Origin of the sequence: Fictibacillus halophilus (assembly GCF_042680145.1) — a bacterium.
GTDB lineage: Bacteria > Bacillota > Bacilli > Bacillales > Fictibacillaceae > Fictibacillus > Fictibacillus halophilus_A.
This window is the reverse complement of sequence record NZ_JBHTNQ010000001.1, coordinates 168,714-183,732: the sequence shown is the minus strand read 5'-3', so window position 1 is coordinate 183,732 and position 15,019 is coordinate 168,714. Positions and strand designations below refer to the sequence as shown.

The 15,019-nt window shown below is 42.1% G+C and carries 15 protein-coding genes and 1 pseudogene; 1 reads left to right on the top strand and 15 read right to left on the bottom strand.

The genetic code is table 11. The features are described from left to right. Positions 1-225: 225 nt before the first annotated feature. The 11 genes from ACFQ4X_RS00985 to ACFQ4X_RS00935 all read right to left on the bottom strand — a co-directional run bounded on the left by ACFQ4X_RS00985 (position 226) and on the right by ACFQ4X_RS00935 (position 10,490). Positions 226-1,086: a Cof-type HAD-IIB family hydrolase gene (locus tag ACFQ4X_RS00985; RefSeq protein ID WP_379832712.1), complete on the bottom strand. Its 861-nt coding sequence runs from the start codon at positions 1,084-1,086 to the stop codon at positions 226-228. A gap of 419 nt (positions 1,087-1,505) precedes the next feature. After that, on the bottom strand, positions 1,506-1,637 hold the full coding sequence (locus ACFQ4X_RS00980; protein WP_276531385.1) for a hypothetical protein: 132 nt from the start codon (positions 1,635-1,637) through the stop codon (positions 1,506-1,508). A 97-nt stretch (positions 1,638-1,734) separates the two neighbouring features. Further along, the gene (locus tag ACFQ4X_RS00975) at positions 1,735-2,040 is read right to left on the bottom strand and encodes an AzlD domain-containing protein (RefSeq protein WP_379832711.1); all 306 of its coding nucleotides are present in this window, start codon (positions 2,038-2,040) and stop codon (positions 1,735-1,737) included. Then, on the bottom strand, positions 2,033-2,758 hold the full coding sequence (locus tag ACFQ4X_RS00970; protein ID WP_379832710.1) for an AzlC family ABC transporter permease: 726 nt from the start codon (positions 2,756-2,758) through the stop codon (positions 2,033-2,035). Before ACFQ4X_RS00970 ends, ACFQ4X_RS00975 begins: the two co-directional genes overlap by 8 nt. Before the next feature lie 102 nt (positions 2,759-2,860). After that, positions 2,861-3,925: an undecaprenyldiphospho-muramoylpentapeptide beta-N-acetylglucosaminyltransferase gene (locus ACFQ4X_RS00965; protein WP_379832709.1), complete on the bottom strand. Its 1,065-nt coding sequence runs from the start codon at positions 3,923-3,925 to the stop codon at positions 2,861-2,863. A 176-nt stretch (positions 3,926-4,101) separates the two neighbouring features. After that, positions 4,102-5,535: a dihydrolipoyl dehydrogenase gene (lpdA, locus tag ACFQ4X_RS00960; RefSeq protein ID WP_379832708.1), complete on the bottom strand. Its 1,434-nt coding sequence runs from the start codon at positions 5,533-5,535 to the stop codon at positions 4,102-4,104. Next, a complete protein-coding gene (locus ACFQ4X_RS00955; RefSeq protein WP_379832707.1) occupies positions 5,536-6,813 on the bottom strand; it encodes a dihydrolipoamide acetyltransferase family protein in 1,278 nt (425 codons plus the stop codon). A 12-nt stretch (positions 6,814-6,825) separates the two neighbouring features. Beyond that, positions 6,826-7,821, bottom strand: a complete 996-nt coding sequence (locus tag ACFQ4X_RS00950) for an alpha-ketoacid dehydrogenase subunit beta (RefSeq protein ID WP_379832706.1) — start codon at positions 7,819-7,821, stop codon at positions 6,826-6,828. Further along, positions 7,821-8,885 carry a pyruvate dehydrogenase (acetyl-transferring) E1 component subunit alpha gene (gene pdhA, locus ACFQ4X_RS00945; RefSeq protein ID WP_379832705.1) on the bottom strand — a complete coding sequence of 355 codons (1,065 nt, stop codon included), beginning with the start codon at positions 8,883-8,885 and terminating at the stop codon, positions 7,821-7,823. Before pdhA ends, ACFQ4X_RS00950 begins: the two co-directional genes overlap by 1 nt. Before the next feature lie 14 nt (positions 8,886-8,899). Continuing rightward, the gene (locus ACFQ4X_RS00940) at positions 8,900-10,000 is read right to left on the bottom strand and encodes a Leu/Phe/Val dehydrogenase (RefSeq protein ID WP_379832704.1); all 1,101 of its coding nucleotides are present in this window, start codon (positions 9,998-10,000) and stop codon (positions 8,900-8,902) included. Between the two features lie 94 nt (positions 10,001-10,094). Continuing rightward, positions 10,095-10,490, bottom strand: a complete 396-nt coding sequence (locus ACFQ4X_RS00935) for a thioesterase family protein (RefSeq protein ID WP_379832703.1) — start codon at positions 10,488-10,490, stop codon at positions 10,095-10,097. 152 nt (positions 10,491-10,642) lie between these two features. Between ACFQ4X_RS00935 and ACFQ4X_RS00930 the strand changes: the two genes are divergently transcribed. After that, positions 10,643-11,059, top strand: a complete 417-nt coding sequence (locus ACFQ4X_RS00930) for an HIT family protein (protein ID WP_379832702.1) — start codon at positions 10,643-10,645, stop codon at positions 11,057-11,059. Between the two features lie 223 nt (positions 11,060-11,282). Here ACFQ4X_RS00930 and ACFQ4X_RS00925 read toward each other — a convergent pair. The 4 genes and pseudogenes from ACFQ4X_RS00925 to ACFQ4X_RS00910 all read right to left on the bottom strand — a co-directional run. Further along, positions 11,283-11,723 (bottom strand): annotated as a pseudogene (locus ACFQ4X_RS00925) (AhpC/TSA family protein); the annotation flags it as partial. Between the two features lie 139 nt (positions 11,724-11,862). Then, on the bottom strand, positions 11,863-12,582 hold the full coding sequence (locus ACFQ4X_RS00920) for an SDR family oxidoreductase (protein WP_379832701.1): 720 nt from the start codon (positions 12,580-12,582) through the stop codon (positions 11,863-11,865). A gap of 87 nt (positions 12,583-12,669) precedes the next feature. Continuing rightward, complete coding sequence (locus tag ACFQ4X_RS00915) at positions 12,670-14,019, bottom strand: sodium-dependent transporter (RefSeq protein WP_379832700.1); 1,350 nt, start codon at positions 14,017-14,019, stop codon at positions 12,670-12,672. Positions 14,020-14,056: 37 nt separating this feature from the next. Beyond that, positions 14,057-15,007 carry an NAD(P)H-dependent flavin oxidoreductase gene (locus ACFQ4X_RS00910; protein ID WP_379832699.1) on the bottom strand — a complete coding sequence of 317 codons (951 nt, stop codon included), beginning with the start codon at positions 15,005-15,007 and terminating at the stop codon, positions 14,057-14,059. Positions 15,008-15,019: the final 12 nt, after the last annotated feature.

Sequence of the window (15,019 nt, the reverse complement as noted above, 5' to 3'; positions counted from 1 at the left end):
GTACCGTAAAATTACAACTACAAGGATCGGAGAGCGGGGCTAAAACGGACGCTTCCGCTTTTCTTCTGTGCCATTGATCCTAGCCGTATTCTCGCACCTTACTTTCAAATCAATTGTCATCGAAGTGTCTTTACAAAAAGAATCACATGCAAAAATCTTTTAGAGAAGAGCTTAAATAAAAAAAGCCAGCTCGACATTTTCGAACCAGCTTCTGTAAAAGTTATTTTATTTTGTTTCTAAAAATCTTTGAATAGCAAACGCTACTCCGCTTTCGTCATTCTCTTTCGTTACGAATGCAGCCATATTTTTTATCTCGTCCACCGCATTTCCCATCGCGACAGGAAATCCTGCAATTTCGAGCATCGAAACATCATTGTAGTTATCACCGATTGCCATCGTATTTTCCAAAGAGATTCCATTTATTTCTGCAAATCTTTTTAGAGCTACACCTTTTTGTGCTTCACTATTTGTAATCTCCAAGTTATTATCAGCTGACGAACTGACTGCTAGATCCTCAACCGCTTGCAGATGCTGAAACGCACGCTTAAGTTTTTCTGTATCACTTGAAAAAGCAAGGAACTTATAGACCTCTATATCCTTTTGATCCAGAAGTTTTTCAAAATCTCCTACTACACTTACAAGTCCTAAACGAAAACGGCGTAAAGCTGCCTTTTGAACGTCATCATCCGTTGCTTCAGGATTTGAAGTAATAACAATATCCTTCATAACCTCATAGGCTTTTTCACGATTATCCGTATACGTTCCCTTACTTGTATAAAGTTCGTAATAGATTTCCTCTTTATCTAGAATACTTTTGATTTCTTCATATTGTGAGAACTCTAGAGGTGTTGAAGAAAGAATCTCCCATTCAGCAGACCTAATTTCAGCTCCGTTCACACAGATAAGAGGAAGATGCAATTCTGCGTCTTTTAATGTATGTCTTGCTTCATCATAAGAACGCCCTGTTGCGATCACAACATGATGTCCATCATTTACTGCTTGTGAAATGACCTTACTGTTCTCTTTTGTAACTTTCAACTGTTTATTAACTAGTGTTCCATCCATATCTATTGCAATCAGCTTCATTAATACCATCCTTTATTGCTTAGTCCATTAATAAGTTTACCCATAAGTGAAATAATTCAAATCAACTTGTGTGTTTTAAAAATAGGCTGTTTGTAACAATTGTTTCTATAAAAAGATGTTGATTTCCGCTACAGGATGCTCGCTTTCCGCGTGGCGTGCGGTGAGCCCCCTAGGCTCTTCAAGCCCGCAGGGTCTCACCTGTCCCGCTGATCCCGCAGGACAAGGAAGGCTTTGACAGCGTTACATGGCACGAAGAAAATATGATTTTTCATTTTCGAGGAGCCTCGCACCTTGGACTCTAATCAACTAGTCGAAGAAGCGTACTCAACAAAAAAATGTTTGAAAGCAACAATCTTTTAGTAATGAGCCTAAAAATAAAAAAAGAGCTTTAGAAGCTCTCTTAAAAAACAATTTTAGCATTAATCTTTGTAGATAAATGATTGTACCATATCCGTTACAGCGTGGAAAATTTCAACGGCTTGAAATGATAATACAGAAAGAGCTGAAATAGAAAATAAACCTATAAGTACAAATCTAAGTAAATGAGGCATCAGTAATCTCCTCCTTTTACTTGTGATTATACGCCCACTGATTTCTAAAAATCAATTAATAAGGTTAATTATTCATAAAGTAAATTATGACAATTGTCTACAAAAAGGTATAACCGTATAAAACCAAAATCGAGGCCAACACCACGATAATAACATTAAGGTTCAGCCATGCTGCAATAAATGCAGCAGCTGCTCCTATGACACCATACACTACAGAATTCGGATTAATCGTCAGCACTCCTGGGAATATGAGCGCTCCTAAAATAGCAAACGGAACATTTTTCAATATCCCCTGTACTCTTGGATGCAAGTTATTTGTGTGGAACATGACAAGTGGAAGCATCCTTGGAATGTACGTAACAAGGCCCATTCCAATAATAACCCAAATCAGATTATCATTCATTCCGCCCATCCCCCTTCACAAAAAACTCAATTGAAACGGCTGCGATCAATGTAGATAAAATTATTCCCCACCCGCCGCTAAGAAAAGGGATAAATGAAAATAAAGAGTTCAGGACTGCAGCTGTTCCTGCAAGAGCAATGACTTTACGGCTTTTTTTAGCTGCAGGTACAAGCAATGCGATAAACATTGCATAAAGTGCAATACCCATGCTAGCCTGAAGTGATTCGGGCAATCCCGAGCCCATCACAAACCCTGCACCTGAAAAAACTACCCAGGAGCTGTATGCCGCTAGACCGAGACCTAATAAATAGCTTCCCGTTATCTTTTTTTCTTGAGACGTTGCGGCTACTGAAAAGGTTTCGTCGGTAATAAAAAAAGCATAAATGGCTTTAAGCCATTTTGGCTCATCTTCTGCACGCTCTTTCAGGGAAGCACTCATCAGCAAATGACGGATGTTCATAATAAAAGTCGTTAGAATAAGTTCAGCAGCCCCGCTTGCGGTAGCGATCATAGATAAAGCGATATATTGTGAAGCACCAGCAAATACAATAATACTCATGCCAACCGTTTCAAAAAGGCTGAGACCGGCTGCTTTGGCAAGCAAACCGAATGTAAAAGCAACAGGCATATAGCCAATTGCGATTGGCAGTCCAGCTTGAATACCTTTTTTCCAAAGACCATGGGTTTGTTCGCTAGAAATTGCAGGACTAGGCAGCATTGTCTTCATCTCCGTATTCAGTGTGTGTGATTTGTGCAGGAATTGTGTATAAATTGAAGGGGGTCTGTCCCGGGGACAGACCCCCTTCAATTCTCAAACAATTTATTTACCGCCAGTGATTGTTCGCAAAATAAGGTCTACGCTATCAGAGGCTTTGAAGCTCTCCATGTTTCGCTGCATGTTGTCTTTATCAGCTTTAAGCTGTTTTAAAGACTGCAGAAGCGTTTCTTTTGTTAAATCTTCTTCGTACAGCACATGGCAAAACCCTTGTTTCTCAAAGGATTGTGCATTCAAAATCTGGTCACCGCGACTCGCGGCTCTTGACAAAGGAATTAACAGCATCGGAATTTTAAGTGTCAGCCATTCAAAAATACTGTTAGAACCCGCACGTGAAATCACAAAGTCTGTTGCCGCCACTACATCCGGCAATTCATTTTGAATGTACTCAAACTGGCGGTATCCTTCTGTATTATTTAGATTCTGATCCAAGTTTCCTTTTCCGCATATATGAACAATCTGATAAGAACGAAGCAGCTCAGGGAGAGACTCTCTTACAGCTTCATTAATTTTGCGGGCTCCTAAGCTTCCTCCCATGATCGTTAACACTGGCAAGTGGCTTCTAAACCCTAAGAAAGATAGACCTTTCTCACTTGATCCCTGCAGCAGCTCATCACGGATAGGTGAACCAGTTACGATGGCTTGCCCTGAAGCAAAATGCTTTTTCGCTTCATCAAATGTCACAAAAATCTTAGAAGCAAATTTAGATGAGATCTTGTTAGCAAGTCCTGGTGTAATATCCGATTCATGAATGTATACAGGAATCTTTCGCAGCCATGCTGCAATAACTACAGGCACTGCCACAAATCCTCCTTTAGAAAATACTGCATCAGGTTTGATTTTACCAAGTTTCAAATAAGCCTGGGCCACACCTGCCGCCACTTTAAACGGATCTTTTATATTTTTCAAGTCAAAATAACGTCTTAATTTACCGCTGGAAATACCGTAATAAGGTACATTCGTTCCTTCTTCTATTAAACTTTTCTCTATTCCATCAACAGAACCGATGTAATGAAGGTCCCATCCCATTTTTTCTAATTTAGGTATTATTGCTAAATGCGGGGTTACGTGCCCAGCAGAACCACCGCCGGTTAAAACTAGTTTCTTCAAACTGCATTCCTCACTTCTTTGTTTATCCGCAAGCTGTAGCGGATTTAATCTTATCGCCATTTTAATATATGTTGCTAAAAAAAGAAAATAGCAGCTGTATGATTCTTTACTGTTAAACAGCTGTTTAATATCTTTCGAAACAATATATAAAAAAGCGGCCTATAAGACCGCTTTTCTTAGACTGTGCTTTTCTCTTTTTTCCGTGCTGGCGGAACATGAATCGCTTTCCCGCTCACACATTCAATAGCCTCAAGCCATGCTTCATTTAAAGCTGGATGTGCATAGACCGGATAAGCAAGATCTTCCTCACGAGCAACCATCTCTAGTGCGTAAGTGCCTGCTTGAATCATATCAACAGCCCCTGCACCCATCATATGAATTCCAAGAATTACATCTGTCTTTGCATCGATTACCATCTTCGCAAGACCTTCTTTTTGACCTAGAATAGAAGCAAATCCGTTTCCGCTCATTGAGAACTGACCGGTTTTAACTTCATATCCTTCACTCTTTGCTTGTTCTTCTGTCAAACCGACTGTTGCGATCGGCGGATTTGTATGCACCACATAAGGTACTAAACTCAAATTGAAAGCTGAAGATTGGCCAGACATATGTTCAGCAGCTGTTTTCCCTTGTTTGATTGCTTTTGAAGCAAGCTTCATGCCAATCGTACAATCACCTGCAGCATAGATATTGGATACACTCGTCTGGCTGTGCTCATTTACGACGATAAATCCGTTCTCATCACGTTCCACATTGATTGCTTCGAGCCCAAGTCCCTCAACATTTGGTGAATAACCGGCTGCAAAAAGCACATGAGAAGCTTCAATAGAAACTTTTTCTTCTGCATCCTTTGTCAATGTCACTGCAACAGTATCAGCCGTTTCCTCTGCACTTTCCCACTGATGATTCTTGAACACTTTAATCTTATTTTTCTTTAAAACTCGCAGCAGTTCTTTTTCAATACCGCTGTCTAAGCTGAATCCATCATCAGGTGTGATTAATGTTACTTCACTTCCTAGCTGTTTATAAGCCATTGCCGCTTCCAATGCAAAATAGTCTTCACCGTAAACAACGAGACTCGCTGGCAGCTCATTCTGCTCCCATAAAGTATGAGGCGTCATTACACGGTTTGATAATTTTGCCTGTTTCGGCAATAACGGACTGCTTCCCGTTGCAATCAGTGCATGTTCAAATTCATACATTTCAAAATGGTGGCCTGAATCGATGCCGATTCTCTCACCTGACATAAAGGAAGCTGAACCTGTTAAGTGCTCAATCTTATTAGCTTTAATAAGTGCTTCAACACCTTTTTGAAGTCCAGTTACAACAGAAGAATAGTAGTTTGAAAAGGTTTCATATTCGAAAGTCGCTTCAGGTACCGAGATGCCCATTTGTTTATAATGAGACAGCCCGGAAAAATTAGCAGCTGTTTGAGTTAAGCTCTTTGAAGGGATGCATCCTTTATGAAGGCAAACTCCGCCAAGCTTTTCTTTTTCGATCAGCGTTACTTCGAGTCCCAGCTGAGCCGCACGGATTGCAGCATGATAGCCGCCAGGTCCTCCTCCGATAATAACCAGCTGTCGTTTTGTTGCAAAATCACCTACAACCATCTATATCAGCTCCAGTGTCATGAAGTAAGGATTCTCGATGAGTTCTTTTACACGGTTGGTGAACATAACAGCAGTCGCACCATCCGCTACACGGTGGTCAAACGACATAGATACATTCATCATCGAACGAATCACGATCTCGTTTCCAAGCACAACTGGCGTTTTCTTCGTCTTATGGAAAGCCATTAGCGCAACTTCCGGATGATTAATAATCGGTGTTGCTGCGATTGATCCAAGCGGTCCAACGTTAGAAATCGTAAATGTCCCGCCAGTCATATCTGATCCTTTTAACTTGTTTGTTTTCGCTCTTGTAATCTTATCTTTCATATCCACTGCGATGTCTCTTACGTTGCGCTGCTCCACATGTGAGATAACAGGTACGATCAAGCCTTCATCAGAATCAGTTGCGATTCCAATATTTACGTTCTTCTCAAGACGGATCACTTCTTTTTCTTCATCAAGCTTCGCATTGAAAATCGGGAAGTCCTTCAGAGCAATCTGAATCGCCTTTACGAAAAATGCCGCAACAGAAACGTTCATTCCGCGCTTATTCTCTGGGTCCATCGCTTTCAGCTGCTTCTTCAGATCCATTACAGCTGTTACATCGATTTCTTCAAAGTGCGTAACATGCGGAATTGTCGCAAGAGATTGAACCATCTTTTTCGCAATCTGTTTTCTGCGTCCTTTAAACGGAATCTCCTCTGAGCCTTTTGAAGTATATGAAGGTGCTTCTGTCTTACTGTCGTCTGCAGTATGGTTTACAGCTTCCTCTTTAACTGTAGAGGCAGAACCATTCTCGATAAAGTTATAGACGTCCTGATCCGTAACGCGTCCGCCAGGTCCAGTGCCGATGATCTGTTCAATATCAACTCCGTTTTCTCGGGCGATTTTTCTTGTAAAAGGTGCAGCGAGAACACGTTTGTTAAGCGTAGCGATGCCACCTGCAAATACGGTATTTTTAGGTGCAGCTACAATCTTATCTACTACAGGCTGTTCCTTAACGTTCGCAGGCTCTTCTGCCTTTTTCTCAGATGGTGCTGATGAAGTCGCTTCGATCGTTAAAATGACAGATCCTACTGTCACAACGTCTCCTTCTTTTACTTTAATGTCCTTAATGGTGCCGGCTGCAGGTGAAGGAAGTTCAGCGGTCACTTTGTCTGTTTGCACTTCGACAAGCGGCTGGTCGATCTTAACCGTATCCCCCGCTTTTACGAAAAAGTGGATGACTTCCCCTTCATGCATGCCTTCTCCAATATCATGCAGTTTCACTTCTACCATTTGTTCCACCTCCTAAAATTGAGTGACTTTCTCGATTGCCTGAACTACACGATCTGCACTCGGCAGGTAGTGGTCTTCAAGAGCGAACATCGGCACTGGTGTATCAAAACCAGTCACACGCTCAACAGGTGCTTTCATGTATAAGAATGAAGTATCGTTAATCAGCGACATGATCGTCTCACCAAGTCCGCCAGTTCCCGGTGCTTCGTGTACGATAACAGCGCGTCCAGTCTTCTGAACACTCTCTGCAATCATGTCTTTATCAAGCGGATAAAGTGTACGAAGGTCGATCACATCACACTTTATGCCTTTTTCCTCTGCCGCTTTAGCTGCTTTTGTCACAACATCGATCATCGCACCGTATGCAAAGATTGAAACATCGCTTCCCTCTTGCAGACGTGCAGCTTTTCCTAGAGGAACATTGTACTTTCCTTCAGGCACATCCATCTTCGTGCTTCTGTAGCATCGCATCGGCTCAAGGAATAGAACCGGATCCGGATCTTCAATTGCAGAGATCAGCATTCCCTTTGCATCATACGGATTAGACGGAACAACAACCTTCATTCCAGGCATTCCGGTAAAAAGTGCTTCAACGGAATCAGAGTGGATTTCAGGTGCTCGCACTCCTGCTCCAAACGGCGCACGAATAACCATTGGCACAGTAAAAGCACCAAGTGTTCTTGCACGAATTCTCGAAGCGTGTGTCATGATCTGGTTAAACGCCGGATAGATGAACCCTAAGAACTGCATTTCAGCGATAGGTTTAAACCCGTTCATCGCAAGACCGATAGAAGTACCAATAATTCCAGACTCTGCAAGCGGTGTATCGATTACTCTTTTCTCGCCGAACTCTGCAACCAGTCCGTCAGTTGCCCGGAATACGCCTCCATTCTGCCCAACGTCTTCCCCTAACACGATTACGTTTTCATGTTCTTTCATCATGACGCGCATGCCGTCTGTCACGGCTTGAACCATCGTTAATTTTTTCGTATCAACTGCCGTTGTCATTAGCGATCACCTCTTGAATGTGCATATGCTTCTTTTTGGCTTTCAATCGGCCAAGGATTCTCCGCAAACACATGATCAAATACATCGTTATAATGTGGTGCCGGAGCCTCTTCCATCTCTTTTACTGCTGCTTCAATCTCAGCTGTTAAAGACTCCTGCAGCTCTTCAGCCCACTTCTCATCCCACATGTTTTCATTTTTCATAAAGCGCTCAAGTCGAAGAATAGGATCTGTCTTTTCACGTCTTGTCGCTGACTCATTCTGGTCTCTGTATTTGGAAGGATCGTCAGCTGTCGTATGCGCTCCATACCGCCAAGTAACAGACTCGATCAATGTCGGACCTTCGCCTTTTCTAGCGCGCTCAACCGCAGTGCGTGTGTGGAAGTAGACTGCAAACACATCGTTGCCATCCAAACGTACGCCTTCCATCTCATAAGCGACTGCTTTTTGAGCGATCGTTTTACTTTTCATTTGTTTTTCGATTGGAACTGAAATCGCGAAACCGTTGTTTTGGTTAAAGAAAACAACAGGAGCATTGAATACGCTGGCAAAGTTCAATCCTTCATGAAAATCTCCTTCTGATGTTGCACCGTCTCCAAAATAAACGATGGAAGCACGATCCGTTCCTTTAAGCTTTTCAGCCCATGCAGCACCTGTCGCATGCAAGAGCTGAGATGCGATCGGCACTGCCGGCGGGAATATGTTCTTTCCTTCAGGAGGGATACAGCCTTCTTGACGGCCTTTCCAATAAAGGAAAAGTGTTTTTAATGAGTGGCCAAATGTCATCGTCGCCGCATGATCACGATAAGTCGGGAACATCCAGTCGCCTTCCCCCATCGCCAGTGCACTGCCGATCTGTGAAGCTTCCTGTCCTTCAAAAGGCACATACGTCCCAATTCGTCCTTGACGCTGCAGGTTAACACCTTTACGGTCAAACAGACGGGAACGAAGCATTTTTGTATAAAGTTCTTTTGTAAGTTCTTCCGTTATTTCACTGCGGTATGTTTCGTCGTTCCATTCCCCGTTTTCATTAATGATCTGCAATTTCGGAAATAGCTTTTCCATGAATGAATCCCTCCTTAGTTTCGAACCTGCCATTTAGGTCTTCTGTTATGAGCAAAGAAGCTGTTGCGTTTTGAACGGGCTGCTAATTTTTCTTCACAAAAACGGTTAGCCGCTTCCATAGTCGAAATGCTGTTCTTCGTGCTTTCACTGTAAATCTGAATCAAGCTGTCATAGATCGCTCTTGTTTTTGTCAGTACACGCGCTTTGTTTGGTCCGTAAAGTTCATCTGCAACCTGGATCAGTCCACCTGCATTTACGATATAGTCAGGACCATATAGAATTCCTTTTTGCTGCAGGTATAAGCCATGCTTATCCTCTAAAAGCTGGTTGTTCGCACTTCCAACAATCGCTTTAACTTTAAGCTGTTCAATCGTCTCGTCATGGATGATTCCGCCAAGTGCGCACGGAATAAAAATATCGGCGTCTACTCCGTAAATGTCACTGCCTACAACCACTTCAACATTGCCTGGAAGCAGTTCAGCTCTTTCTTGAATCTGCTTCAGAGCTTTTTCGTTGATGTCGGTTACGTAAATTTGTGCACCAGCTGCCAATAACTGCTCTGCAACTTTAAATCCAACTTTTCCCAAGCCTTGGATGGAGTAAGTTTTCCCTGCGAGATCGTCAGTTCCTTCAAGAGTTTGAATCGTTGCTTGCAGACCATAGATAACACCTTGTGCTGTAGGTACTGAAGAATCCCCGCTTCCGCCATATTCTTCAGGAACACCAACGATGCAGTTTGTTTCTTTTAAAGCATGAACAAAATCGTCTGGCGTCGTTCCCATGTCAGTTCCCGTATAAAAACGTCCGTTTAATGAATCAACGAACTGGCCGAATGCACGGAATAATTCTGGAGTTCGTTCTGTTGTAGGATCGCCGATAATAACGGACTTCCCGCCTCCAAAGTCAACATCTGCTCCTGCGCATTTGTACGTCATGCCCTTTGAAAGGCGCAGTACATCCTCAAGTGCCTCATCAACAGATGAATAAGGTCTCATTCTGCATCCGCCAAGAGCTGGTCCAAGGGTTGTATTATGTATTGCGATAATCGCCTTAAGACCTGTGGATGGATCATTACAAAATACGACTTGCTCGTGCTGTGATATTTTTTCAAACATGCTGAATCCCCCTAGTGTGTCTCTATTTCGCTTTGATTCTTTTTTGCTTTGCTGCTTTAAAGTGAAAGCGCTTTCATTATAAGTCAAAAAAATATTAAACTTTCATTTCTTCAATTTTTTGTGAGATCGCTGCTCTTGGCAGGATATATTGAGTAACTTCACCTTCACCTGCAAGTGCTTTTCCATTATGAACGGTAACATCGCAAATAACTGCTTTACCTTTTATTTCGCGTAATGTAGCTGTGACAATCAGTTCTGCGCCTCCAGGTGTTGGCGACATATGTTTTGCGGCTACACCTCCGCCAATACCTTCTTCATGATCTTCAAGATATGGCAATATGATTTGTCTTGCTGCCCATTCCATATGGTAGACCATGCTGACCGTTGAATATGCCGGATGAACCAGCTTACCTTCAAATTGAGCAAACATATCGGGTGTCACTGTAGCTGTAATGGTGGCTTTTTGACCAACCTCCATGCCTGGTTTCATGCATACACCTCATATCTTTCATCTAATTTATATAACGTTTTCTTAACGTTATCATATCATTTTGTGTGATAAGCGGTCAATGAATCGCCCGAATTGTTCCATTTGTAAGAAATGTGGAAAATATGCAAAAATAAAGGCGGAGGTGTTTTCCCATGAAAGAATGCTTATTTTGCAATCCTATGAATTTTCCAGAACAGAAAATAGTCTTTGAGAATGAAAGCTGTTATTTTATCCAAAGTCCAAAAGCACAGGATATTTTGGAAGGTGCAGGCTTAGTCATTCCAAAAGCGCATGTTGAAACCGTGTTTGATTTAAGCGAAAAAGAGTGGATGGATACATATGAATTGATGCACAAAGCGAAGAAACTGCTGGATGAAACATACAGACCTGACGGTTACAGCACTGGCTGGAACGTTAAGCTCGTTGGCGGACAAAGCATACCTCACGCCCACTTTCATATCATTCCTCGTTTTGCAGATGAGCCGTATGCCGGTAAAGGAATCCGGGCATGGATTAAATCGGAAGCGAACCGTCGGCCAAACAGGAAGATTGGGGCTGAAGTGAAGTAATCCTACTTACATATTTTGTTAAATTATGTAATGACGCTCAATTTTTATGTGATTTCTACGGCTTTTTATGTGATGAAGCTTGTCTTTTATGTGATGGATAACACTTTTTATGTGATTAACTCAATCGAGCGAACTTTAGCATCTTAAATTGCTCGTCATTTGCCTAAAATAAGCTAAGAACCCTGCCACTTTCCATGTGGCAGGGTCCTTTCAACTTCAAACCTTATTTATTTTCGCTAACCTGCTTCAAAATCTCCTTCACCCGTGCATGATCTTTCGGTGAATCATCCATGTGCTTCCACAAGACTTCACCATCGCGATCAAACAGCCATGAACTTCCTTGAACGTTTACGTCCTGATTCTTGACTGCACTAAAGAAAAGCTCTCTTTTCTTCTCTTCTTTCGGAATAATGTCGCTTATCTTGGCTTTACCGCTCAAAATTCCAGTGCCAACATACGCCAGGCTCTTCAAAGTTGTGAACCGATGATTTCCCATCTCCCTATATACATTCAGTTGGGGATCTCCATAAATGTTAAAAGGATATGGACCATGAACTTCTAAAAACTTTTCAATCTGTTCACGATCGGCTGGTGAAACAATGACTGCCTTAACCGAACGTGCCTCAAACTCACCGTATGACTTGCGCAACTGCGCAAGGAAATGCTGACAGAAAGGTCAGCCAAGATGTCTGACTAAAGCCACGAATGTCTTATTATCACCAAACAAATCACGCAGAACGACGGCCTCGGAACGATCAATTGAAACCAATTTTTGATTCAAGTCCATGGGAACAGCCTCCTTTTTATACGTTTGGATATTCCTGAGAAAGTGGATGAAGCATGATTTCATCAACGACCATATGCTTTGGTGCACTAGCCATATATGCAACTGCTTCTGCGATGTCTGTGACCTTCAGCCAATCTTCTTTAAAATCAAGACCCGGTTCACTGTCCGCAAAATACGTATCAATTGCACCAGGATTTACCGTACCTACTCGTACACCAAATTCACGAAGCTCTTGAGCAAGCGAACCAGAGAATCCTTGTACAGCATATTTTGTAGCGGTGTATACAGAACCGTTTGCAATTGTTCTTCGTCCTACATCAGAAGAGATCGTGATGATCGTTCCTTCCTTGCGCTCTTTCATGTGCGGAACAACCGCTGTACTGCATAGGAAAACACCTTGAACGTTTACTTCAAACATTTTTTGAAAGTCTGCTAAAGAGTGCTCCTCAGCCAACTTAAACTGGCCAACACCTGCATTGTTTACCAAAATATCTACTTGTCCAAAGTGATCAAACGTTTGTTTAAAAAGATCCGCAACATCCGTTTCATTTGATACGTCAGCTTTCACTGCAAGAACGTCATAACCGCTATTTTTCAGCTCTTCTGCTGTTTCAAATATACCTTCTGATGAACCGACCAACGTTAATTTCGCACCAAGTGTTCCTAATTTTTCTGCAATCGCCTTACCGCATCCGCGGGTAGCGCCTGTAATAACAGCAACTTTATTTTGTAGCATCTTAAAAATCATCCTTTCACTTTAGTACTCTGCTCTATTATAAGCATAAAAAAGACGCAGAACCAAATATGGTCTGCGTCAATGAGATCAGCCTGTGATCATTTTAAATACGCCAAGCGTGTTGAGGAAAACAATGAAAATAATTACTGGCACAATGTAGCGGACTAACATGAGCCATAATGCAAATCCTTTAACCGTAACGGATGACCCTGCTTTAAACTCTTGAAGCAATAGATCCTTTGGATATCGATATCCAACGAATAGTGCGATAAATAGAGCACCAAGCGGAAGCAAGATATTACTAACCAAGTAGTCTAATAGATCAAAGATCGTCTTGCCGAACAGAGTCACATCAGACAGTACACCCATTGAAAGTGCTGAAGGAATACCTGCAGCAAAGATAAGCAATCCGATGATCCAAGACCATTTTGCACGGTTCGTTAAAGTACCTTTTGTGATCGATGCAACAATGATTTCAAGCATAGAGAACGCTGATGTTAATGTTGCGAACAAGAAAAGAGCTAAGAAAATGATAAAGAAAAATTGTCCAAAGACGATCTGTTCAAACACTGCCGGCAGTACTACGAACAATAATCCCGGTCCTTCTGCAGGCTCAAGTCCTAACGAGAATACTCCTGGGAAGATTGCCAATCCAGCAAGCAATGAAATTAATACGTTAAGCAAAACAATTGTTGTAGCAGATTTCGTTAAGCTTTCGTTCTTACCTAAATATGAGCTGTACGTTACCATTACTGAAATACCGACACTTAAAGAGAAGAATGACTGGCCAAGCGCGAAAAGAATATCGTCTCCGCCGATCTCTGAAAAGTCAGGAAACAAGAAGAATTTTACACCTTCCATCGCATTGTCCAATGTCAATGAACGTGCAATTAAAACAACAAACAAAACGAATAGAGCAGGCATCATAATCTGGTTTGCTTTTTCGATACCGTTTTTAATTCCTCGGCTAACAACAAAGATTGTAATGATCATAAAGATAAACTGTGAAATCAAAACAGGCCAAGGGCTTGAGATAGATTCTCCAAACATTGCCCCAAAATCGTTTTTGAAAAAATCACCTGAAAAACTCTTGCCTAGATAAAGTACGATCCATCCGCCGATTACACTGTAAAAGGATAATAGAATAAATGCAGTTACTACACCCATGCGTCCGAGCCATGGCCAGGCTGATCCTGGCGCAAGTGTACGGTAAGCTGAAATAGCTTCCTTCTGAGCTCCGCGGCCGATTACAAATTCAGCCATTAAAAGTGGAAAACCTACTAAAAAAGTAAACAATAAAAAGATAAGGAAAAACGCTCCTCCACCGCTTGTCCCCACTACATAAGGAAATTTCCAAATCGCTCCGAGTCCGATTGCGGATCCTGCTGCTGCTAAAATAAAGGCTAACTTCGATGTCCACTGATCTTGCTGATTCATAATCTGAACTTCCCCCTCTGTTACAAATACAACTAGCCTATATTAAACGTTTGTTTAACAAACTAACTGTTTCTTTCGCTTCTTTCATCATCGTTTCAAGCAGTTCTTTCACGGTTGGAATGTCTGTAATTGCACCCGCAACCTGCCCGCTGTTAATAAAACCATTCTCCAAATCACCTTTTACTGCCCCTAAAATATGACGGTCTTCCGTTGTATGTTCAAGAAACTCTTCTTGTGTAACGCCATTTTTTTCAAGCTGAATCAGCTTTTGGGCATAAGGCGTATCGTAAATTCTCCGGATCTTTCCTATTGAACGTCCGACGATCATCGTTTTCGTATCATCGGCTTGCAGGAGAGATGTCTTATAGATCTCATGAAACGGAGCTTCTTTTGTCGCAATAAAACGTGTTCCCATTTGCACACCTTGAGCACCAAGAGCAAAAGCTGCTGCTAATCCGCTTCCATCAGCAATTCCCCCCGCTGCTATGACAGGAATGGAAACATTTCTGCTAACTTGCGGAAGCAGAACCATTGTCGTCGTTTCATACGGCGAGTTTAACCCTGCTGCTTCATAACCTTCTGCAACCAGTAGATCTGCACCTGCTGCTTCGGCTTTTTTCGCATGATAGACGGATGCAATCACCGTAATCACTTTAATTCCGTGTTCCTTTAATTTCGGTATGTAAGGCGCGGGATTACCTGCTGAAAGGGAAACGACTTGAACGTTGTGTTTGATCAAAAGTTTAAGAATTTCCTTAACGTCTGATGCTACAGTTAAAGGTACATTAACAGCAAATGGGCGCTCTGTCATCCCTTTTGTTGCAACAATCAGCTTTTCAACCTCAATTACTGGCATCGTCCCGGCACCGATCGTCCCTAATCCCCCAGCGTTTGAGATGGCTGAAGCAAGCTCTGCGTTACTAACGTTTCCCATTCCGCCTTGGATAATCGGAAACTTTATGTTTAACTTTTCGCAAACCGGATTCAAATTTTCCACCTC

Bases quoted from the DNA above. Each gene is read 5' to 3' on its own strand.
- ACFQ4X_RS00955 (WP_379832707.1), bottom strand. From the start codon at position 6,813: ATGGTAGAAGTGAAACTGCATGATATTGGAGAAGGCATGCATGAAGGG.
- ACFQ4X_RS00950 (WP_379832706.1), bottom strand. From the start codon at position 7,821: ATGACAACGGCAGTTGATACGAAAAAATTAACGATGGTTCAAGCCGTG.
- ACFQ4X_RS00980 (WP_276531385.1), bottom strand. From the start codon at position 1,637: ATGCCTCATTTACTTAGATTTGTACTTATAGGTTTATTTTCTATTTCA.
- ACFQ4X_RS00935 (WP_379832703.1), bottom strand. From the start codon at position 10,490: ATGAAACCAGGCATGGAGGTTGGTCAAAAAGCCACCATTACAGCTACA.
- lpdA (WP_379832708.1), bottom strand. From the start codon at position 5,535: ATGGTTGTAGGTGATTTTGCAACAAAACGACAGCTGGTTATTATCGGA.
- pdhA (WP_379832705.1), bottom strand. From the start codon at position 8,885: ATGGAAAAGCTATTTCCGAAATTGCAGATCATTAATGAAAACGGGGAA.
- ACFQ4X_RS00970 (WP_379832710.1), bottom strand. From the start codon at position 2,758: ATGCTGCCTAGTCCTGCAATTTCTAGCGAACAAACCCATGGTCTTTGG.
- ACFQ4X_RS00940 (WP_379832704.1), bottom strand. From the start codon at position 10,000: ATGTTTGAAAAAATATCACAGCACGAGCAAGTCGTATTTTGTAATGAT.
- ACFQ4X_RS00915 (WP_379832700.1), bottom strand. From the start codon at position 14,019: ATGAATCAGCAAGATCAGTGGACATCGAAGTTAGCCTTTATTTTAGCA.
- ACFQ4X_RS00975 (WP_379832711.1), bottom strand. From the start codon at position 2,040: ATGAATGATAATCTGATTTGGGTTATTATTGGAATGGGCCTTGTTACG.
- ACFQ4X_RS00930 (WP_379832702.1), top strand. From the start codon at position 10,643: ATGAAAGAATGCTTATTTTGCAATCCTATGAATTTTCCAGAACAGAAA.
- ACFQ4X_RS00985 (WP_379832712.1), bottom strand. From the start codon at position 1,086: ATGAAGCTGATTGCAATAGATATGGATGGAACACTAGTTAATAAACAG.
- ACFQ4X_RS00920 (WP_379832701.1), bottom strand. From the start codon at position 12,582: ATGCTACAAAATAAAGTTGCTGTTATTACAGGCGCTACCCGCGGATGC.